The 20,331-nt window shown below is 50.4% G+C and carries 22 protein-coding genes; all 22 read right to left on the reverse strand.

Translation table 11 applies throughout. The features are described from left to right. Positions 1–24 precede the first annotated feature (24 nt). The 22 genes from dnaJ to fic all read right to left on the reverse strand — a co-directional run bounded on the left by dnaJ (position 25) and on the right by fic (position 20,313). The gene (gene dnaJ, locus Q3970_RS04550) at positions 25–1,155 is read right to left on the reverse strand and encodes a molecular chaperone DnaJ (protein ID WP_303099418.1); all 1,131 of its coding nucleotides are present in this window, start codon (positions 1,153–1,155) and stop codon (positions 25–27) included. 144 nt (positions 1,156–1,299) lie between these two features. Further along, positions 1,300–1,725, reverse strand: a complete 426-nt coding sequence (locus Q3970_RS04555) for a F0F1 ATP synthase subunit epsilon (RefSeq protein WP_303099419.1) — start codon at positions 1,723–1,725, stop codon at positions 1,300–1,302. 10 nt (positions 1,726–1,735) lie between these two features. Next, positions 1,736–3,133, reverse strand: coding sequence for a F0F1 ATP synthase subunit beta (atpD, locus tag Q3970_RS04560; RefSeq protein WP_303099420.1), 1,398 nt, complete (start codon positions 3,131–3,133; stop codon positions 1,736–1,738). A 36-nt stretch (positions 3,134–3,169) separates the two neighbouring features. After that, positions 3,170–4,045 (reverse strand): F0F1 ATP synthase subunit gamma, encoded by an 876-nt coding sequence (atpG, locus tag Q3970_RS04565; RefSeq protein ID WP_303099421.1) that lies wholly within the window; start codon positions 4,043–4,045, stop codon positions 3,170–3,172. Between the two features lie 33 nt (positions 4,046–4,078). Then, on the reverse strand, positions 4,079–5,623 hold the full coding sequence (gene atpA, locus Q3970_RS04570; protein WP_303099422.1) for a F0F1 ATP synthase subunit alpha: 1,545 nt from the start codon (positions 5,621–5,623) through the stop codon (positions 4,079–4,081). 10 nt (positions 5,624–5,633) lie between these two features. Beyond that, the gene (locus Q3970_RS04575; protein WP_303099423.1) at positions 5,634–6,167 is read right to left on the reverse strand and encodes a F0F1 ATP synthase subunit delta; all 534 of its coding nucleotides are present in this window, start codon (positions 6,165–6,167) and stop codon (positions 5,634–5,636) included. A gap of 3 nt (positions 6,168–6,170) precedes the next feature. Beyond that, positions 6,171–6,641 carry a F0F1 ATP synthase subunit B gene (locus tag Q3970_RS04580; protein WP_303099424.1) on the reverse strand — a complete coding sequence of 157 codons (471 nt, stop codon included), beginning with the start codon at positions 6,639–6,641 and terminating at the stop codon, positions 6,171–6,173. Between the two features lie 74 nt (positions 6,642–6,715). Next, positions 6,716–6,949, reverse strand: a complete 234-nt coding sequence (gene atpE, locus Q3970_RS04585; protein WP_004284425.1) for a F0F1 ATP synthase subunit C — start codon at positions 6,947–6,949, stop codon at positions 6,716–6,718. A gap of 83 nt (positions 6,950–7,032) precedes the next feature. Continuing rightward, positions 7,033–7,899, reverse strand: a complete 867-nt coding sequence (gene atpB / locus Q3970_RS04590; RefSeq protein ID WP_303099425.1) for a F0F1 ATP synthase subunit A — start codon at positions 7,897–7,899, stop codon at positions 7,033–7,035. Then, positions 7,889–8,242, reverse strand: a complete 354-nt coding sequence (locus Q3970_RS04595; RefSeq protein WP_303099426.1) for an ATP synthase subunit I — start codon at positions 8,240–8,242, stop codon at positions 7,889–7,891. The genes atpB and Q3970_RS04595 overlap by 11 nt, the downstream gene beginning before the upstream one ends. A 296-nt stretch (positions 8,243–8,538) precedes the next feature. Further along, positions 8,539–9,405 carry a ParB/RepB/Spo0J family partition protein gene (locus Q3970_RS04600; RefSeq protein ID WP_303099427.1) on the reverse strand — a complete coding sequence of 289 codons (867 nt, stop codon included), beginning with the start codon at positions 9,403–9,405 and terminating at the stop codon, positions 8,539–8,541. Between the two features lie 91 nt (positions 9,406–9,496). Beyond that, on the reverse strand, positions 9,497–9,925 hold the full coding sequence (locus Q3970_RS04605; protein WP_303099428.1) for a hypothetical protein: 429 nt from the start codon (positions 9,923–9,925) through the stop codon (positions 9,497–9,499). 53 nt (positions 9,926–9,978) lie between these two features. Next, positions 9,979–11,103: a glutamate 5-kinase gene (gene proB / locus Q3970_RS04610; protein ID WP_303099429.1), complete on the reverse strand. Its 1,125-nt coding sequence runs from the start codon at positions 11,101–11,103 to the stop codon at positions 9,979–9,981. 69 nt (positions 11,104–11,172) lie between these two features. After that, positions 11,173–11,472 carry a DUF2818 family protein gene (locus Q3970_RS04615; RefSeq protein ID WP_303099430.1) on the reverse strand — a complete coding sequence of 100 codons (300 nt, stop codon included), beginning with the start codon at positions 11,470–11,472 and terminating at the stop codon, positions 11,173–11,175. A gap of 354 nt (positions 11,473–11,826) precedes the next feature. Next, positions 11,827–13,269, reverse strand: coding sequence for an NADH-quinone oxidoreductase subunit NuoN (gene nuoN, locus Q3970_RS04620; protein ID WP_303099431.1), 1,443 nt, complete (start codon positions 13,267–13,269; stop codon positions 11,827–11,829). 9 nt (positions 13,270–13,278) lie between these two features. Beyond that, the gene (locus tag Q3970_RS04625) at positions 13,279–14,778 is read right to left on the reverse strand and encodes an NADH-quinone oxidoreductase subunit M (RefSeq protein WP_303099432.1); all 1,500 of its coding nucleotides are present in this window, start codon (positions 14,776–14,778) and stop codon (positions 13,279–13,281) included. Positions 14,779–14,931: 153 nt separating this feature from the next. Beyond that, positions 14,932–15,336 (reverse strand): type II toxin-antitoxin system VapC family toxin, encoded by a 405-nt coding sequence (locus Q3970_RS04630; RefSeq protein WP_303099433.1) that lies wholly within the window; start codon positions 15,334–15,336, stop codon positions 14,932–14,934. Further along, positions 15,333–15,614 (reverse strand): AbrB/MazE/SpoVT family DNA-binding domain-containing protein, encoded by a 282-nt coding sequence (locus Q3970_RS04635; protein ID WP_303099434.1) that lies wholly within the window; start codon positions 15,612–15,614, stop codon positions 15,333–15,335. Before Q3970_RS04635 ends, Q3970_RS04630 begins: the two co-directional genes overlap by 4 nt. A gap of 134 nt (positions 15,615–15,748) precedes the next feature. Then, complete coding sequence (gene nuoL / locus Q3970_RS04640; protein WP_303099435.1) at positions 15,749–17,779, reverse strand: NADH-quinone oxidoreductase subunit L; 2,031 nt, start codon at positions 17,777–17,779, stop codon at positions 15,749–15,751. A gap of 58 nt (positions 17,780–17,837) precedes the next feature. Continuing rightward, complete coding sequence (locus tag Q3970_RS04645) at positions 17,838–18,356, reverse strand: hypothetical protein (protein WP_303099436.1); 519 nt, start codon at positions 18,354–18,356, stop codon at positions 17,838–17,840. Between the two features lie 10 nt (positions 18,357–18,366). Further along, a complete protein-coding gene (locus Q3970_RS04650) occupies positions 18,367–19,701 on the reverse strand; it encodes a LysM peptidoglycan-binding domain-containing protein (protein ID WP_303099437.1) in 1,335 nt (444 codons plus the stop codon). 66 nt (positions 19,702–19,767) lie between these two features. Continuing rightward, entirely contained in the window at positions 19,768–20,313 is a 546-nt protein-coding gene (fic, locus tag Q3970_RS04655) for a protein adenylyltransferase Fic (protein ID WP_303099438.1), read from the reverse strand. Between the last annotated feature and the right edge of the window lie 18 nt (positions 20,314–20,331).

Raw genomic sequence — 20,331 nt, forward strand, 5'->3', positions numbered from 1 at the left:
AACCATACTTCGCCCATGCCCGCATCAATCGAAAATGTCGCGGACTTTATCGAAAAACGATTTCTGGCGGGGGGTTTGCGAACGCTCCATGCCGGTAGAGATTTTTTCAAACTCTTCCAGCAATTCTTTCTGACGCTCGGTTAAGTTAACCGGCGTTTCCACTACCACATGACAATACAAATCCCCCACCGCACTCGAACGCAACGACTTGATGCCTTTACCTTTTACGCGCATACGGCGACCGGTTTGGGTTTCTTTGGGGATACTCAGCTTCACCTTGCCGTCGAGCGTCGGCACCTCCACCTCACCACCCAGTGCGGCAATAGCAAAACTGATCGGCATTTCGCAATGCAGATCCAAACCGTTGCGCTCGAATGTTTTGTGTTCTGTAACGTGCACCACAACATACAAATCGCCACTCGGCGCACCGTGCATACCCGGCTCGCCCTCCCCGCTCAGGCGGATGCGCTGGCCGTTATCGATACCTGCCGGAATATTCACTTCAACGGTTTTGCTGGTTTTCACCCGGCCTTCGCCGCGGCATTTCACGCACGGATCTTTGATTTCTTTGCCCGTGCCGTGGCAGGTGGGGCAGGTTTGCTGCATTTGAAAAATGGCCTGGCGCACATGAATGGTGCCGCTGCCGTGGCAGGTGGAACAAGTGCTGGCCGATGTGCCGGGCTTCGCTCCACTGCCGTGGCACACATCGCATTCTTCATAAGTCGGAATGGTAATGCGCTTTTTAATGCCTTTGGCCGCTTCTTCCAATGTGATTTCTACCGCATATTGCAAATCGGCACCTTGGTAGTTCTGTTGGCGGCCGCCGCCAGCACCTCCTCCGAACATCTGGCTGAAAATATCCCCGAAATCAAAACCTTGTGCTCCTCCAAAACCGCCGAAACCACCGAAGCCGCCGCCACCCATGTTCGGATCGACACCGGCATGGCCGAATTGATCATAAGATGCCCGTTTTTGTTTGTCCGACAAAATATCATAGGCTTTCTGCACTTCTTTAAATTTTTCTTCCGCCTCGGCATCACCTTGATTGCGGTCGGGGTGATATTTCATAGCGAGTTTGCGGTAGGCTTTTTTAATTTCATCGTCGCTTGCGCTGCGGGCCACGCCCAGAATTTCATAAAAATCTTTATTGCTCATGATAAATGTTCGGTAATGGTATGAAAATTGGTTTTTAAAATAAGGGCAGAACATTGAAACTCAAGAGAGTTGCCGATATTTCAGCAGCAGGCAAATAAAAAGCACAGCCTAAAGCTGTGCTTTGCCGGATTTGCGGGCAAATCCTTATTTGTTTTTTTGCGCACGGAGGTAATCCAATGTTTTGAGTTGTGCAATCGCTGCAGCCAACGCTGCTTGTGCTTTGGCCAGCGAATCATCGTCCTGAGCTTGGGAAATACGTGCTTCTGCGGCTTTTTTCGCCTCTTCGGCACGCGCCTGATCCATCTCTTCGCTACGCACGGCCACGTCGGCCAATACGGTCAGCTTGTCGGGTTGGACTTCCAGCAGGCCGCCTGAAACAGCCACCAGCAATTCTTCAGGCTCCCCCGGTACGGTCAGACGCAACGCTCCCGGACGGATCAAACTCATAATCGGCTCATGTCGCGGATAAATACCAAGTTCACCCGTCAGGGTCGGCACCACCACAAAGCCGGCCTCGCCCGAAAAGATATGCTCCTCGTTACTTACCACTTCAACTTGCATGATATTCATGCCGGCCTCCTCAGTTTAAGCTTTTCGCCTTCTCTACGGCTTCTTCGATACCGCCAACCATATAGAAAGCCTGCTCGGGCAAGTGGTCGTATTCGCCGCTCAAAATAGCCTTAAAGCCGGCAATAGTGTCCCGCAAAGAAACATATTTGCCCGGAGAACCGGTAAATACTTCTGCCACATGGAAGGGTTGCGACAGGAAGCGCTGGATTTTACGTGCGCGCATTACTGTCAGCTTATCTTCGTCAGACAACTCGTCCATACCCAAAATGGCGATGATATCGCGCAATTCTTTGTATTTTTGCAAGGTTGACTGCACACCGCGAGCCACATCGTAGTGTTCTTGACCCAAAACCATCGGATCAAGCTGGCGTGAGGTGGAATCCAACGGATCTACTGCGGGATAAATACCCAAAGAAGCAATATCACGGCTCAATACCACGGTTGCATCCAAGTGGGCGAACGTGGTTGCCGGAGACGGATCGGTCAAATCGTCTGCAGGTACATATACGGCTTGGATGGAAGTAATCGAGCCGGTTTGTGTGGAGGTAATACGCTCTTGCAAACGGCCCATCTCCTCAGCCAATGTAGGCTGGTAACCGACTGCCGAAGGCATACGGCCCAATAATGCGGACACTTCGGTACCGGCCAAAGTATAACGGTAGATATTGTCTACGAAGAACAATACGTCACGGCCTTTACCGTTTTCGTCCTTCTCGTCGCGGAAGAATTCGGCCATAGTCAAACCGGTCAGGGCTACGCGCAAGCGGTTGCCCGGCGGTTCGTTCATCTGGCCGTAAACCATAGCCACTTTATCCAATACGTTGGAATCTTTCATCTCGTGGTAGAAGTCGTTACCTTCGCGGGTACGCTCACCTACGCCGGCAAACACAGACAAACCGCTGTGCGCTTTGGCGATGTTATTGATCAATTCCATCATGTTTACGGTTTTACCCACACCCGCACCGCCGAACAGACCTACTTTACCGCCTTTGGCAAACGGACACAGCAAGTCGATCACCTTGATACCGGTTTCGAGCAACTCGGTCGCACTTGAAAGCTCGTCGAATTTCGGGGCTTCTTGGTGGATAGCGCGTTTTTCAACCGCCCCTACGGGACCAGCTTCGTCAACCGGATTGCCGAGCACGTCCATAATACGGCCCAATGTGGCTTTGCCCACAGGCACGGTAATCGGCGAGCCGGTATTGGTTACAGCCATACCGCGTTTGAGGCCGTCTGAACTACCCATTGCAATGGTGCGTACCACACCGTCACCCAGAAGTTGCTGAACTTCCAAAGTCAAATCGGTATCGACCAGTTGAAGGGCATCGTAAACGTGCGGAACAGTTTCACGGGGAAACTCCACATCAACTACCGCACCGATGATTTGTACGATTTTGCCTTGGCTCATTATCGTATCCTATTTTAAATGCACGGCATTGCGGCCTTAAACAGCCGCCGCACCTGCAACAATTTCTGACAACTCTGTGGTAATTGCAGCTTGGCGAGATTTGTTATACACCAAGCGCAACTCTTTAATGGCATTACCGGCATTATCGGTGGCAGCTTTCATTGCCACCATGCGCGCAGCTTGTTCTGATGCCATATTGTCACACAACGCTTGATAAACCACAGACTCCAAATAACGGCGAACCAAATACTCCAAAACAGCAACAGGGTCGGGCTCATAACGGTAATCCCAGTTAAAATCACCGCTCTCACTGACACTCTCAATTGTGTTTTGGCCGATGGGCAACAAAGTTTCCATGCGTGGTTCTTGGCGCATAGTGTTCACAAAACCCGAATACACCAAATGAACAGCATCAAGCTGCTTTTTACCGTAGCTCTGGAAAATCTCGGTTAATGCGCCCAGCAGTTTTTCCATACGGGGCGTATCCCCCAAATTGGTAACGCTGGCAATTACATTCAAACCGATACGCTGGCAGGCTGCCAAACCTTTACTGCCCAAGCAGACTACATCAACTTCAATACCCTGCTGTTGATACTCTTGAACTTGTGCCAAGAATTTCTTCAAAACGTTGGCGTTCAAACCACCGCACAAACCCTTATCTGTGGTAATCAGAATGAAACCCGCACGTTTTACTTCTTTATGGGATTCCAAAAACCTGATGCCGTGATCTGCATAGGTTTGTGCCAAGTGGCTCATTACCAAACGCACTTTTTCAGCGTACGGACGAGCCAAGCGCATCCGTTCCTGAGTCTTCCGCATTTTAGAGGTTGACACCATCTGCATCGCTTTAGTGATCTTTTGAGTATTTTGAACACTACGGATTTTGGTGAGAATCTCTTTCCCTACTGCCATTTCAGACTCCTTTCATCTTTCTTTTTAGAATGCTTACGCGTAGCTGTAAGAAGATTTAAAGGATTTCATTGCCTGATCCAGTGCCTGTTCGTTTTCATCAGACATGGCACCTGAAGCATTAATGGTATCTAAAACAGCGGGATGCTGGGTTCTCACATAACTCAGAAAATCTGATTCGAAAGCCAATGCTTTCGAAACCGGAACATCTTCATATGAGCCGTTGTTAATCGCCCATAAGGTCAAAGACATTTCAGCAGTGTTAAGGGTGCTGAATTGCTTCTGCTTCATCAACTCGGTAACCACTTCCCCGTGCTGCAGCTGTTTGCGGGTTGCCTCGTCCAAATCGGAAGCAAACTGCGAGAATGCCGCCAATTCGCGATACTGAGCCAATGCCAAACGTATACCACCGCCCAATTTCTTAATCACTTTGGTTTGTGCCGCACCGCCTACGCGCGATACGGAAATACCGGCGTTGATCGCAGGACGGATACCTGAGTTGAACAAATCGGTTTCCAAGAAAATCTGGCCGTCTGTAATAGAAATAACGTTGGTAGGCACAAATGCAGATACATCGCCCGCTTGGGTTTCGATAATCGGCAGCGCAGTCAGCGAACCGGTTTTACCTTTTACTTCACCGTTGGTCAGACGCTCAACCTCATCTGCATTGATACGTGCCGCACGCTCCAACAAACGGCTGTGCAGATAGAACACGTCGCCAGGATAAGCTTCACGGCCGGGAGGGCGGCGCAACAGCAAGGAAATCTGGCGGTAGGCAACAGCCTGTTTGGACAAATCGTCATATACAATCAGTGCGTCTTCGCCGCGGTCCCGGAAAAACTCACCCATCGTACAGCCGGCATACGGTGCAATAAATTGCAAGGCGGCAGCTTCAGAGGCTGTTGCGGCAACAACAATCGTATGCTCCATTGCGCCATACTCTTCCAATTTGCGCACTACATTGGCAATAGAAGATGCTTTTTGACCGACAGCAACATAAATACAAACAACACCGGTACCTTTTTGGTTAACGATGGCATCCAATGCAACGGCTGTTTTGCCGGTTTGGCGGTCGCCAATAATCAGCTCACGCTGACCACGGCCGATAGGTACCATCGAATCGATAGATTTCAAACCTGTTTGCATTGGTTGGTCTACCGATTGACGCGCAATCACACCCGGTGCAATTTTCTCAATCGGAGCGGTTAAGGTCGTGTTAACCGGACCTTTGCCGTCAATAGGCTGACCCAGCGCATTTACAACGCGACCTATCAGTTCGCGACCGATGGGTACTTCCAAGATACGGCCAGTACATTTGACTTCATCGCCCTCTTTAATATGCTCGTACTCACCCAACACTACGGCACCTACGGAGTCGCGCTCCAAGTTCATTGCCAAGCCGAAAGTATTGCCGGGAAACTCGAGCATTTCGCCTTGCATAACGTCTGACAAACCGTGAATACGAACAATACCGTCGGTTACGGAAATAACAGTACCGCGGGTGCGGATCTCTGCATTTACCGACAGATTTTCGATTTTAGCTTTAATCAAATCGCTAATTTCTGCAGGATTAAGCTGCATGGAAACTCTCCTAATTTGTCATAGCCGTATACAAGGCATTTAATTTGCCTTGCAACGACAAATCCAGTACTTGGTCACCGATTTCCACTTTAACTCCGCCGATTAATCCGGAATCCACTTTGGTAACTGCCTCCAAATTGGTACCAAAGCGTTTTTGCAAGTCGGCAGTCAAATCTTTCAACTGGGAGTCGCTCAGCGGATAAGCGCTGTAAATGACAGCCTGTTGAGAGTGATTCAGTGCCAAAGTTAAGTCTTGAAATTGTGCATAAACTTCAGGGAGAATCTGTAAGCGCTTTTGCTCGGCCAGCACCGATACAAAATTTTTCAGATTAGGGTTGCTTAAGCCTACCAAACCGGCCAGTGCTTCAACTTTCTCTGAAGCGCTTTTTTCGGGCTGTTCGATAAATGCCGCAACTTTTTCCTGCTGTACAACAGACGCTAGCTCTTTCAGTCCGCCCAACCAAGACTCTATTTGGTTTTTCTCTTGAGCCAAACCAAACAATGCTTTTGCATAGGGTCTGGCAATCGTTGCGAACTCAGCCATAGATTACAGCTCCTGTTTCAGGGCACTAAGCATTTGCGCATGCTTGTCGGCATCAACTTCACTACGCAAAATAGATTCTGCACCTTTAACGGCCAATGCGGCAACCTGTTCGCGTAATACCTCACGGGCACGGTTAGCTTCCTGTTCCACATCGGCTTTGGCTTGCGCTGCAATGCGGGCAGCCTCATGAGAAGCCTGTTCTTTGGCTTCTTCTACAATTCTGGCCGCACGTTTTTCGGCGTTGGCTACCATTTCGGCAACCTGGTTACGCCCATCGGCTAAGAGTTCTGCAACTTTCTTTTCCGCCTGCTCAAAATCGCTCTTACCGCGTTCGGCTGCCGCCAAACCTTCGGCAATTTTGTCGGCGCGCTCGTCCAACGCTTTTGCAATCGGCGGCCACACAAATTTCATGGTAAACCATACCAGACCGAAAAATACGATTAACTGCGCAAATAAGGTTGCATTGATATTCACTTTACTTAACCTTCGTATTAGGGTTAATCAAACAAACGGTGTTTCATCTGCATGAAAGCAGCTTGCCGTTAGGATTAGCCTGCAAACGGGTTAACAAAGGCAAACAGCAGGGCAATCGCCACACCAATCAGGAATGCGGCGTCAATCAAACCGGCAATCAGGAACAGTTTGGTTTGCAGCGGGCCAATCAGCTCAGGCTGGCGTGCAGAAGATTCCAAATATTTAGAACCCACCATGGCGATGCCGATGGATGCACCCAAAGCGCCCAAAGCAACAATCAGACCACATGCGATAGCAATCAAACCCATTTTAAAACTCCTTAATAAAAAACAAAGGTTAAAACTACGTTGGAAAAACTACTTACTTAAAAAACGGCAAACATCATTAAATTTTAGTGTGCGTCATGCGCCTGGCCGATATACACGAAAGCCAAAGCCATGAAGATAAATGCCTGAAGGGTAATAACCAAAATATGGAAAATAGCCCACACCATACCTGCAAGGATGTGGAATACGAACATAACCGGATCCATTACGCCCACACTGCCGGATACCGCCCATGCGCCACCCAGCAATGCAATCAACAGAAACACCAGCTCTCCGGCATACATATTGCCGAACAACCGCATGCCGTGCGATATTGTTTTAGACAAAAATTCTACGATATTCAGAATAAAGTTGACAGGAGCCAGCCACGGACCGAAAGGTGCCGTAAACATTTCGTGAACCCAGCCGCCGAATCCTTTAATTTTGACATTGTAGTAAAGGCAAATCAACAATACGCCGATAGCCAGTGCCAAAGTGATGTTTAAATCCGCAGTAGGCACAACGCGCAATAATGCATGGTGCTCGCCAGTTACCGCCTGCCAGCCCAAGGGTAGTAAATCCACCGGCAGCAAATCCATCGCATTCATCAGAAAAATCCACACAAACAGCGTCAAACCCAACGGCGCCACGGATTTACGCGACTGTTCGTTGTGCACGATACTTTTACACATATCGTCTACAAATTCGAAAAGTATTTCTACAGCCGCCTGAAAACGACCGGGAACGCCGGAAGTTGCTTTTTGGGCACCGCGCCACAGAAAAAAACTGCCGATTACACCTAAAATTACGGCAAAAAAGACAGCATCCAAATTGATAAATGAAAAATCTGCGATATTTTTCAGGCCTTGCCCTTGGGTTACATCCTGCAGACTTGTCAAGCTCTGTAAGTGGTGCTTGATGTAGTCGGCAGCAGTCATCGTTTCACCTGCCATAATTTCTAACTCTCAACAATGCTAAAAAAACCAAATGGCTGACCACAAACAACCCTGTGATAAAGGGAAAGAATTTCAGTGTTTCATGCCAGACGGTGAAAACAGTCAGCATCAACACCAAAGCCAGCATTACTTTTAAACCCTCTCCCAACATAAATATCTTTCCCGCCCATTGCGGGTACGGCCTGAAAATTTTTAAAAGTAATACCGCGGCTGCCGAAGGCAGCAGGTAACTCGCCCCGCCTGCCAGCGCAGACCAAAACCCGCTACTACCGCTTACAAGGGCACACAATACAGCCGTTACCGCCAATACCGCAAATTGCGCACGCACAATCTTATTCATAAACGTTAAGCCGAAGGCAGATTAAGCGGGCTTACTATAATCAAGATGTGTTTAGGCGTCAAGATAATTATTAATCTTTGTAAATCAAAGATATATTTCGGTTTCATTTTATTTCGTACCGTGCCGTATGCCGCCTGAAAACCACTACATGATACTACATTACAGTAAAAATTAAACGGCGGAATCTCTGCCTATTTGTGCATAATCTGCTTTTTTCCCCGGCTTTTATAAGTTGTTTATATCAAAACAGAGGCCGTCTGAAAATTCAGACGGCCTGCCCGGGCAGTTACAACAGTTTAAGCATCATATTCCACCCCGAGTTGCTGCAACAGGTTTTCCAACGTTTCAGGGGTATCGAAATACAAAACGATTTTGCCTTTTTTCTGGTTTCGGGTCTGCACTTCGGCATTCACGCCCAGTTTGTCAGTAATGGCATCGCTCAAACGGCGGATGTCGGGGTTGGCTTTTTTGACGGTTTCCGCTTTTTTACCTTGGCCTTGATGCAGCAGTTGGCTGCGGCGTTCGACTTCACGCACCGACCAGCCGTTTTTCACGGCTTTTTGGGCCAGCAGCAGTTGATCGACCACCGGTAGGGTTAACAGGGCGCGGGCGTGTCCCATTTCCAAACGGCGCTGATAAAGCATATCCTGAACCGGCTCGGGCAAACCCAAAAGGCGCAGGCTGTTGGAAATAGCACTGCGGCTTTTGCCGACTGCCTTAGCGATGGTTTCGTGTGTCAGGCTGAATTCGTCGGCCAAACGCTTCAGCCCGCGTGCTTCTTCAATGGGGTTGAGGTTTTCGCGCTGCAGGTTTTCAATCAGCCCCATGGCCAGAGCTGTTTCATCGCTGATGCTTTTGATAACAACAGGTATCTCGGACAATCCGGCCAGCTGGCTGGCGCGCCAACGGCGTTCTCCGGCAATCAGTTCGTATTGCGACAGGCCGCGTTCGCGTACGATAACGGGCTGGATAACGCCTTGTGCTTTAATAGATTCGGCCAACTCATGCAGGGCTTCGTCGTCCATCTGCACGCGCGGCTGGTAGCGGCCGGGCTGTATGTCGGATACGGCCACCGTGGTGAGGCGGTCGTTACCGCCGTCGCCGATATTGTTGGAAATCAGTGAATCTAAACCGCGGCCTAAGCCGCCTTTGGGTTTTGCCATGTGGGGTTCCTTTTTTTCAGACGGCCTTAATTGTATCGGATATTGTGTTCGGCCGCACAGGCAGAAGCCCTGTCCTGCTTTATCAATATTATCAATACACCTTAAACGGCAGAAACGACAGATCCATCACATAAGCTTTCGGATTGGACCAGTCTACCCTCACCTTAACGCTGCCGTCCAAATAAGGCCCGGGGTCTTCCGCCATCGGCGGGCTGACGAACGTTTGGACTTTGCCGTTATGCGGGTTTGTCGCAGTGGCAATAATTTCATATTGGTCGATATAGTTGCCGCCACCGGCTTTACGGCTCCACTGCCGCACTTCCTGCACGGCAGCCTGAACCTCCTCCCCGCTTTTCACGGCTTGCTGTCCGCCTTGATATTTCGGCAGCAATATGAAGAAAAACAAACCGCCCAACACCAATGTTGCCAGCCAGGTAACCGGGTTCGGCACTGACACTGAGGCAATCAGCGCAACGGCCAGCAATACGCCTGCTATGATTAATGTGGTCAGGGAAATCATGCTTTTTCCGAATCTGTCAACTTATAGGGTATTGGAATATATTGAGGCCGTCTTTAACGGTGCAGCGCCATATTGTCGCGGTGTATCAGCTCTTCTTCGTTGATGTAGCCGAGCTTGGCCGCAATTTGTTCAGACGGCGTTTTTAAGATTTTTCCGATTTCGCCGCTGCTGTAATTGACCAAACCGCGGGCGATTTCCCTGCCCTCGGTGTTCAACACCGCCACCAGCTCGCCCCGGTGGAAATGACCGTTCACCCGCACGCAGCCCACGGGCAGCAGGCTGCGGTGGTGTGCGGTGAGCGCTTTTTCCGCCCCGTCGTCCACCACCAGGCTGCCCACCATCTGCACATGGCCGAGCAGCCATTGTTTGCGGGCGGCAACGCGGCTGTGGCCGCTGGTAAACAGTGTGCCTATGCTTTCGCCGCGATGCAGGCGCAGCAATACGTCCGGTTCTCGGCCCGATGCCACCACGGTGGCCGCCCCGCTCAAGGCGGCGCGTTTGGCGGCCAGCACTTTGGTGTACATGCCGCCGGTGCCGACGCCGCTGCCCGCGCCGCCTGCCATGTTTTCCAAATCGGGATGTTCGGCGGCAATGCGGCCGATAAACTGCGCCTGCGGGTTTTTGCGCGGGTCGCTGTCGTACAGGCCTTGCTGGTCGGTGAGGATAATCAGGGCGTCGGCATCAACTAGATTGGTAACCAATGCGCCTAAAGTGTCGTTATCGCCGAGTTTGATTTCATCGGTGGTAACGGTGTCGTTTTCATTGATAATCGGCACGATGCCTTTTTCTAGCAGCGTCAGCAGGGTGCTGCGGGCGTTGAGGTAACGGGTACGGTTGCTCAAATCTTCGTGGGTGAGCAGGATTTGTGCAGTATGTATATGATGCGGCCGGAACGCGCTTTCATAGGCCTGCGCAATGCCCATCTGCCCCACGGCGGCGGCGGCCTGCAATTCGTTGAGGGCTTTGGGGCGTTTCGGCCAACCCAAACGCTTGATGCCTTCGGCAATCGCCCCGCTGGATACGAAAACCACGCCTACCCCGTTCTGTTTCAAGGCTGTAATCTGTGCCGCCCACAGGTTGAGGGCGGCTTGGTCTATGCCCTTGCCTTCGGCAGTTACCAGGCTGGAACCGACTTTTACTACAATCAGTTTGGCTTGGGATAAATTTTCAGTTTGCATGCTGTTCTTTCGATTTTTCTTTCATACGGCCTCAAACCTTATCGGAGCCGTATGAAAAAACGGTTGGAGTTATTCACGGTTGCGGCCGTGCCAGAAATACCGCCACACAAAGGCGGGAAACGCGAAAACCAGATACAGGCACACAACCACCGCATAAAATTCCCAATCCTGCGGATGTACGCTGCCCGCCCGCGATTCAAGCAAACGGGCCAAACCGGCGGTGATACCGAAACCGACAAACAGCTCGAACAGGTGGTGGCCGAAATGCTTGCGCTTGAGCGGGAAAATACCGAGCAGGCGCGGGGTAAGAAACGGGGTGTTGGCGAAAATAAATGCCAGCAGCAATAAAATATACATAGATTCGGTCATATGGAAACCTTGTGTTGATTCAGACGGCCTGAAGTCTTTATTCTTTGGTTTTGATTAGGGTCTGTTGACAATTAACGCAACGGCGGTGTTTTTGGTCAAAAATCCCCGTCTGCAGCGTTAAAAATGCTCGCAAGGTGTCCAACCTTGCTGCGCTTTTTGCCTTGCATCTGCGAATTTTCCCTCAAAAAACCGCTTCGCAAGCCTTCTGACCACACTCCCTAAAAGGCGGCGCGGAATCCGAAAATACCCTGCCGCCCTTAAGGCCGTCTGAAAGATTTTCGGCACGGCCGCCATATTAGCAAAAACGGCAACGCCCGTGGGGTTGCCGTTCGGTTTGCATAAGCCTGTAGGGGCTTACAGGGTATTCTCCAGCGCTTTCAAACACCAGTCCATCACGCTTTGCGGCATCACGCCCCAAACCAGCAGCAGCGCGGCGTTAACCGATAAAAACACTCTCGCCGCCGCATTGCCGCCGACGGGCTGCCCGTTGGCAGCGGGATCGAAATACATCACTTTCACCACGCGCAGGTAGTAGAACGCGCCAATCAGGCTCATCACCACAGCAAACACCGACAGCCAGATATAACCTTGAGACAACAACGCCTTAATCACGGCAAACTTGGCATAAAAACCCATCAGCGGCGGAATGCCGGCCATTGAAAACATGGCCAGCAGCATCAGAAAGGCATACCAGGCATTGCGCTGGTTCAAGCCGGCCAAATCGTTGACTTCTTCGCATTCCACGGCCTCGTCAGACAACAGCATCAACACGCCGAAGCCCACCAAGCCCATCACCACATAAGCGATGGCGTAATACAAACCGGCGGTAAAACCCAGCGCGCCGGCCATAAACGCCAGCAGGATAAAGCCCATATGGGAAATGGTGGAATAGGCAAACATACGCTTGATATTGGTTTGCATAATCGCCGCCAGATTACCGATCAGCAGCGAGGCCACTGCGAGAACCGCCAGCATCTGCGTCCAATCTTGGTTCAGCGTGCCCAAACCCGTTACCAAAATGCGGAAAGCAAACACCACGGCGGCGATTTTAGGCACGCTGCCCACAAAAGCGGCCACCGAAGCGGGCGCACCCTGATACACATCGGGCACCCACATATGAAACGGCACCGCTCCCAGCTTGAACGCCACCGCCACCACGATAAACACCACACCGAGCTTCAGCAGCCATTCCTGCGCCTGGCCGTCGTAGGCCGTTGCCAGCACGGTGGCGAACTCCAGCGAACCGGTGGCGCCGTACACCATGGAAATGCCGTACAGCAGCAAGCCCGAAGCGAGCGCGCCCAGCACGAAATATTTCAGCGCGGCCTCGGCAGCTTTGGCCGAATCGCGGCGCAAGGCAATCATGGCATACAGAGACAGCGACAGCAGCTCCAAACCTATATAGGCAGTTAGAAAATTTCCCGCACTCACCATCACGCTCATGCCGGTAAGGGCGAACAGCGACAAGGTGTAAAACTCGCCTTTAAAGATATTGCGCGCCCGGTTATAGGGCTTGCTGTACACAAACAAGGCGAACAAGCCGGCATACATCACCATTTTCGACAGGCGCGACATGCCGTCGGCGATATACATGCCGCCGAACGTGTACACGCTGTCGGGCGTCCACACCAGCCATTGCGTAACCGCCACCGCCGCCAAAGAAAGCAGGCTCAGGATATGGGTGATGAAGCGGTTTTCGTCTTTCACCCACAAATCTGCCAGCAGCACGATAAATAATGCCGATGCCAGCACGATTTCAGGCATGGCGGGGATTAAATTCAAATCGGTCCAATTCATTCGCACACCTCAAATCTTGCTTTGCGCCACTTGGCTGATTAAATCGTTGGCCGCCTGATGAACTACTTCAATTATCGGGTTCGGCCACAAGCCCATGCCCAACACCGCCACGGCGAGAATAGCCAAAACGGCGAACTCGCGGCAGTTGATGTCTTGCATTTCTTTCACTTCGGGGTTGGTGATTTCACCGAAAATCACGCGCTTATACATCCACAAGGTATAAGAAGCACCGTAAATCAGCGTCAGCGCGGCCAGCGCGCCTACCCAGAAATTCACTTCCACCGCGCCCATAATCACCATAAATTCGCCCACGAAACCCGAAGTGGCGGGCAAACCGGCATTAGCCATGCCGAACAGCATCATAAAAGCGGCGAACTTCGGCATCACGTTTACCACGCCGCCGTAGTCGGCGATATTGCGGCTGTGCAGGCGGTCGTACATCACGCCGATGCACATAAACATTGCGGCAGAAACAAAACCGTGTGAAATCATTTGGATAACCGCACCTTTCAACGCCCAGTCGTTCAGATGGCCGTCAACAAACAGAAACATACCCAAAGTAACGAAACCCATGTGGCTGATAGAAGAATAAGCCACCAGTTTTTTCATATCGGTCTGCACCAACGCCACCATGCCGATATAAATCACCGCAATCAGGCTCAGCACCACAATTGCGGGCGCGAAATAGCGCGACGCGTCGGGCAGAATCGGCAGGATAAAACGCAGGAAACCGTAGGCACCCACTTTCAGCGTAACCGCAGCCAACACCATGGAACCGCCCGTTGGCGCTTCAACGTGGGCATCGGGCAGCCAGGTGTGCACCGGCCACATCGGCACTTTCACCGCGAAAGACAGGAAAAACGCGATAAACAGCAATTGCTGCACGCCCAGCGGAATCTGCTTCAGGTTTTGAAAGTCCGCAATCGAAAAGCTGCCGCCGGCCTGATTAGACAGATAAACCAAACCCACCAGCATCAGCAGCGAGCCGAGCAGGGTGTAGAGAAACAGCTTCACCGAGGCATACACGCGGCGCGGGCCACCCCACATACCGATAATCAGGTAGAGCGGAATCAGCATGCCCTCGAAGAACACATAAAACAGAACCGCATCCTGCGCGGCAAACGCACCGTTAATCAGGCCGGACATAATCAAAAAAGCCGCCATATACTGCGCGGGGCGTTTCTGAATCACTTCCCACCCCGCCAGCACCACCATCAGCGTGATAAAGGCGTTCAGAATGACGAACAGCACCGAAATACCGTCCACACCCAGCGCATAATTGATATTCAGCGCGGGAATCCACTGGTGGAATTCGGCAAACTGATAGCCGCCGTTCAAACGGTCGAATTGCGTAAACAGCGGCAGCGTAACCAAAAAGCCCGCCAGTGCACCAATCAAGGCCAAAATGCGCGCCAAGGGCGCACGCTTGTCGCCGCCCGTGGCCAGAACCAGCACGCCGGCGATAATCGGCACCCATATTGCCAAGCTGAGTAGGTGGTTGGAAAACATGGTTTTTTCCTGTGGTTTTGTAAATCAAAAGTTGTTGTGTGTTTTTATGCGGTGCAGGTTTCAGACGGCCTCTCATACAACCTGCAGCGATAGGCCGTCTGAAATTTATATAGGACGGTTTTTACTTTATGCCTTTGCCTTCAGTAGTGGCTACTACTTCAGCAACAGGGTTTTCACACCCGTTTCCTGCAATATTCTTGCGGCCTGTTTGTCGAAAGTAACAAACTGATCCGCACCGAGCATGGCGCCGCAGAACGCATTAATGCCGTCGGCGAAATCACCGTTACGCTCCATCATGGCGAAGCCTGCTTCAATTTCGTTTTCCTGCACCACCAGCTTAGGCACGGACGAGACGAAATCACGTAACAGCGCCAAGATGTCGGCAAGCGGGATTTTGTAGCTTCGGTTCAATACCCACACGGTTTCAATCAAAACGGTGGTGGGGATAATCACGCTTTCGGCCTGCTCCAGCAATTCGACGGCGGCGTTTTGCTGCGCTTCGTCGTCATTCACAAACAGCCGCACCAACACGTTGGTATCAATGGCAATGCTGCTCACGGCTTACGCTCCATACCCGCGCCCGCTACGGCGGCTTCGGCAACGGCCTGATTCATGTCTTCCACGCTCAAATGTACGCCCGCCTCGTTTTTCAGACGGCCTGCGAATTCGCGGATACTTTTGGTTTGCGCAGGTTTTGCTTTGGCCCTAATCCGTAACTCACCGTTTGGCAGCTTGGACACTTCCATTTCGTCGCCCGCACTGATGCCCAAATGGTGCAGGAACTCTTGTTTAAAAGTTACTTGGCTTTTGCTGCTCAGCCGTAAGGTGGTTGCCATATCGTTACTCTTTTGGGAATCTGTCGGTAAGGTTTATTTTACCTTACCGACAGACAGCAAACAAGACAGAGGCCGTCTGAATGTCTGTAACGGCGGCTTGCCACCCTGCCCTCTTGCAAGCCTTTCAGACGGCCTTACTGAAACCAAAGCCCCCAGAAAAACGCCACAATCAGCACCAGCACGCCGAACACCATGGCGGCGGCGTAGGTGTAGATAAAACCGGTTTGCATTTTGCGCACTTGGGCGGCCAGCGCGCCGACGGCTTTGGCCGAGCCGTTGACGATACCGTTGTCGATAATGGCGGTATCGCCCACTTTCCAGAAGAAATTGCCCAATGCGCGGCTGCCTTTGGCAAACACGTTGAAGTAAATCACGTCTAAGTAGTATTTATTGTCGAGCAGGGTGTAAACCGGCTTGAAGGCGGCAGCAATCTTGGCCGGCAGGTTCGGAGCTTTCACATACAGCAGCCATGCCGTTACCACGCCCGCGATGGCGAGATAGAGCACGGGCGTGTGCAGGCTGTGGGAAACCATGGCCAGCGGGCCGTGGAAGGCTTCGGCCATTTTCGCCATCACGGGATGGGCTTCGTGGTTCACATAAATCACATCTTTGAAGAAATCACCGTAGAGCATGGGTTCGATGGCGATATAGCCGATAACCACCGACGGAATGGCCAACAAAATCAGCGGCAAAGTAACCACCCACGGGCTTTCGTGCGGGTTGTCGTTTTTGCCCAAGCCGTGATGATGTTCGTCGTGGCCGTCTGAATGATGGTCATGCTCGATTTCACGCCATTTTTCTTTACCGTGGAACACCATGAAATATTGGCGGAAAGCATAGAAAGCGGTAACGAACACGCTGGCAAGCACGGCGAAATAGGCGAAACCGCTACCCGGCAAATCGCTGAAATGCACGGCTTCGATAATCGAATCTTTGGAATAGAAACCGGAGAAGAAGGGCGTGCCGATCAGCGCCAAGTTGCCAAGCAGCATGGTCAGCCAAGTAATCGGCATGTATTTTTTCAGGTTGCCCATATGGCGCATATCCTGATCGTGGTGCATACCGATAATGGCGCTGCCCGCAGCCAAGAACAGCAGGGCTTTGAAGAAAGCGTGGGTCATCACATGGAACATCGCAATCGAATAGGCCGACACGCCCAAAGCCACGGTCATATAGCCCAATTGCGACAGGGTGGAATAAGCCACCACACGCTTGATATCGTTTTGAATGGTGCCCAAAAAGCCCATAAACAGTGCGGTAATCGCACCCACCACCATAATCACGCTCAAAGCGGTGGTGGAAAGCTCGTAAATCGGCGACATACGCGACACCATAAACAAGCCGGCGGTTACCATGGTGGCCGCGTGAATCAAAGCCGAAATCGGCGTCGGGCCTTCCATGGAGTCGGGCAGCCAAACGTGCAGCGGAAATTGTGCCGATTTACCCATTGCGCCCACAAACAACAACAGGCAGGTAACGGTGATCAGGCTCCATTCCACACCGGGGAAAAGCTGGATGGTGGCGTGTTGCACATTGGGCAGATAAGCAAACACATCCGCATAGCGCAAGCTGCCGCCGAAATAGGCCAAAATCAAACCGATACCCAAGATAAAACCGAAATCGCCCACACGGTTCACCAAAAACGCTTTCAGGTTGGCGAAAACCGCGCTTTCGCGTTTGAAATAGAAACCGATAAGCAGATAAGACACCAAGCCCACGGCTTCCCAGCCGAAGAAGAGCTGGACGAAGTTGTTGCTCATCACCAGCATCAGCATGGAGAAGGTAAACAGCGAGATATAGCTGAAAAAGCGTTGGTAGCCCACTTTTTCATCGTGCATATAGCCGATGGTGTAGATATGCACCATCAGCGACACAAACGTTACCACCACCATCATCATGGCGGTTAGGCTGTCAACCAGAAAGCCCACCGAGAAATCCAAACCGCCCATAGTGAGCCAGGTATACACGTTTTCGTCGAACTTGGCGCGCGAGCCGTCGATAAAGCCCCACAGCACATAGGCCGACAACACGGTGGAAACGGCCACACCCAAAATGGTAACCGTGTGCGCGCCCGCACGGCCGATCTGCTTGCCGAACAGGCCCGCCAGCAGGCAGCCTGCCAAGGGAGCCAACGCGATGGCGAGATATAGAGTCATGTCGTTCATAGAAACGAACCTTTTAATTTAAAAATGTTTCCGGCCTTTTCAGACGGCCTTCATATGGTTAAAACGCTTCTTCCGTATAACCGTTTAACTTAAAAAATTTGTCCCACATCTGTTCGAGTTTACCGAAAAATCCGCTGCCGTATTTTTTCACGGGTTTCCAAGGTTCTGTGGAACAGCCGCCTTCCTGCCCCGTTTGAACCAAGCGCAAGTTTCCTTCTTGCTTTTCCAAACAGAAATAAATATGGTGTGCATTCTTTAACCCACCACGGGTACTTTCATCTATTATAGAAGCACTTATGGGTTCGTTATACTTCAATTCTCCGTTATTTCCATCAAAAAATGGAACACATTTATCTCTACTGCTGCCATCAGGCTCTTGCGGAGCAAAACCTTCAGGTTTTTTTTGGCCTGAAAACTGAATATTTACTATTCTTTTACCATGACTCACATAAAGACAAGGAAAGCCATTTTTCAGCGTAACACGTCCGATACCATCCCTACCTTCCCTAACGGTAGAAACAGAAAATGCAGGGAATGAAAATACCAATAAAACAAGAGGTAAAATTATTCTTTTCATTTCCTATACCTCATTTCAAAAACTCAGGAAAATTTTTGTTATCCACACCTAATACTGTCAAATTTAAATTAGAACTTTTGGGCATCAAATTAGAGTTTTTAGGATTATTTTTAAAATCCTTCAATATCCTTAGCCAATGTATATAAATATCCCTTCCATAATCTTGCCTATAGTTACGGCCATGTGTTGTATACATATAGTCATCAGCAATAATATTACCTTGTTGTTCCATATTAAAATCAGATAATTCTTTTCTTTTATTTATTACAAACTTATATTCATACGCATATCCTTGAAAATACCCCAATTGTCCTGAAATTGCCGCACCTGCAGTTTTTACGGCATATCCCATCTGATACTGCCAAACATGTACCATTTCATGAACAAACGTATGTAGATTTACTAAATCTTTTTCCATATTACTATTTTTAATATCCGAAAAATCAGCCCGATAAATTTCCGAAGGGAAATATATGGTGCCGTCCGGTGTCATCGCGGTTGTATTGTCCTGAAGCCAGCCGAGAAACTCCCCTTCGTGTACTTTAACCAAATCCGGATTTACCGCATTTTTAAAAACCGCCTGTACAATTTTCTTTTCCCCTGCCGTTAAAGAACGTGTCTGCACGATTCTCTTCAACGTGATTTTCCCTTGGGCATTTTTAACCAATGAGAATGAGGATGCCGACTGCTTCAAACTATTTTTAAATGACACAACCGTACGTCTGGTTTGGTCTTTCACATAGTTTGCCGCCATCTCTTTCAAATAAGTGACCACATCATTCGGCAGGCCGGGCAGCTTCAATAAGTCGGCAAAACGGTTGGCAGCATTGTTTTTTGCGGCCGACACGGTAGGCGCAGCACAACAGGCTATTTCCAGCGCGGCAAATACCCGTATATCGCTTACCTGTAAAGGTTTGTCGTTTTCGATGTTTAAAGTGCTGCCCGCCGCATCGGTTGTACCGCTGTAAACGGAACCGTCTGAAAGCTCTATTTCATAGGCAAGGTTTTTCAGCGGGTTTCCTTGTTCGTCTTGCAAAACAAAGGCCGCACCGTATTTCGCGGCAGGCAGCTTCAACACCTGCCCAACCTTAATCAAATCACTCTTCAAGCCGTTGAGCGATTTTAATTCTGCCACGGTCGTACCGTATTTCTTCGCCAAACCCGAAAGGGTATCGCCCGATACGACGGTATGCGCCGATACGGAAACTTTCAGCACCTGCCCGACTTTAATCAAATCGCTCTTCAAACCGTTAAGCGATTTCAACCCTGCCACGGTCGTGCCGTATTTTTTCGCCAATGCCGATAAGGTGTCGCCCGATACAACTTTGTGTGTTACTTCTGCCATGATGAAACTCCCGAAATAAAAATAATTTGGCGTTTTTCATGAGGCTTGACGTTTTCAGACGGCCTTTCAGCCTTTTTCATAACCTTCGTAGTAATACGACTGCTCTATGCCCTTGAAGATGATTTCGCGGTTGTCCACATCGCCGGTGAGGTGTTTTTGCAGCAGGAAACGCAATTCCAAATCGTTAATCGGGCTGCGTTCCATCGCCTGCAAATACAGGGTTTTGTCGACGTGTTGCCAGTTCACCACTTTTTTCAAATTCTTCTTCAACACCAAATCCAGCCAGATGCGTGTACTTCTGCCGTTGCCCTCTAAAAACGGGTGGGCGATGTTCATTTCCACATATTTGGCGATGATTTCTTCAAACGTGGTTTCCGGCATCTGCTCGATTTTTGCCAGTGCTTCTTTCAAATAGAGCGCGTTGGCAAAGCGGAAACCGCCTTTGAAAATATTCTGCTCGCGGATTTCGCCCGCAAATTCATACAAACCGCTAAACAGATAAGCGTGTATCTGTTGCAGGCCGCGCGTGGTGCCTACTTCGATTTGGTGAATGTCGCCGCTTTCAAACAGGCGGTAGGCATTTTGCAGGCTTTTTCCGTCTATCGATTTCATGGTTTATCCGCTTTCAGA

This window comes from Neisseria sp. (assembly GCF_030530745.1).
Taxonomy (GTDB): Bacteria; Pseudomonadota; Gammaproteobacteria; order Burkholderiales; family Neisseriaceae; genus Neisseria.

Coding starts and splice junctions, on each gene's coding strand:
- atpA (WP_303099422.1), bottom strand. CDS start 5,623: ATGCAGCTTAATCCTGCAGAAATTAGCGATTTGATTAAAGCTAAAATC.
- Q3970_RS04615 (WP_303099430.1), bottom strand. CDS start 11,472: ATGACCGAATCTATGTATATTTTATTGCTGCTGGCATTTATTTTCGCC.
- atpG (WP_303099421.1), bottom strand. CDS start 4,045: ATGGCAGTAGGGAAAGAGATTCTCACCAAAATCCGTAGTGTTCAAAAT.
- atpD (WP_303099420.1), bottom strand. CDS start 3,133: ATGAGCCAAGGCAAAATCGTACAAATCATCGGTGCGGTAGTTGATGTG.
- Q3970_RS04605 (WP_303099428.1), bottom strand. CDS start 9,925: ATGATTTCCCTGACCACATTAATCATAGCAGGCGTATTGCTGGCCGTT.
- Q3970_RS04575 (WP_303099423.1), bottom strand. CDS start 6,167: ATGGCTGAGTTCGCAACGATTGCCAGACCCTATGCAAAAGCATTGTTT.
- proB (WP_303099429.1), bottom strand. CDS start 11,103: ATGCAAACTGAAAATTTATCCCAAGCCAAACTGATTGTAGTAAAAGTC.
- Q3970_RS04625 (WP_303099432.1), bottom strand. CDS start 14,778: ATGTTTTCCAACCACCTACTCAGCTTGGCAATATGGGTGCCGATTATC.
- dnaJ (WP_303099418.1), bottom strand. CDS start 1,155: ATGAGCAATAAAGATTTTTATGAAATTCTGGGCGTGGCCCGCAGCGCA.
- atpB (WP_303099425.1), bottom strand. CDS start 7,899: ATGGCAGGTGAAACGATGACTGCTGCCGACTACATCAAGCACCACTTA.
- Q3970_RS04555 (WP_303099419.1), bottom strand. CDS start 1,725: ATGAATATCATGCAAGTTGAAGTGGTAAGTAACGAGGAGCATATCTTT.
- Q3970_RS04650 (WP_303099437.1), bottom strand. CDS start 19,701: ATGGCAGAAGTAACACACAAAGTTGTATCGGGCGACACCTTATCGGCA.
- Q3970_RS04595 (WP_303099426.1), bottom strand. CDS start 8,242: ATGAATAAGATTGTGCGTGCGCAATTTGCGGTATTGGCGGTAACGGCT.
- Q3970_RS04645 (WP_303099436.1), bottom strand. CDS start 18,356: ATGAAAAGAATAATTTTACCTCTTGTTTTATTGGTATTTTCATTCCCT.
- nuoL (WP_303099435.1), bottom strand. CDS start 17,779: ATGAACGACATGACTCTATATCTCGCCATCGCGTTGGCTCCCTTGGCA.
- Q3970_RS04635 (WP_303099434.1), bottom strand. CDS start 15,614: ATGGCAACCACCTTACGGCTGAGCAGCAAAAGCCAAGTAACTTTTAAA.
- fic (WP_303099438.1), bottom strand. CDS start 20,313: ATGAAATCGATAGACGGAAAAAGCCTGCAAAATGCCTACCGCCTGTTT.
- atpE (WP_004284425.1), bottom strand. CDS start 6,949: ATGGGTTTGATTGCTATCGCATGTGGTCTGATTGTTGCTTTGGGCGCT.
- Q3970_RS04600 (WP_303099427.1), bottom strand. CDS start 9,405: ATGGCAAAACCCAAAGGCGGCTTAGGCCGCGGTTTAGATTCACTGATT.
- nuoN (WP_303099431.1), bottom strand. CDS start 13,269: ATGAATTGGACCGATTTGAATTTAATCCCCGCCATGCCTGAAATCGTG.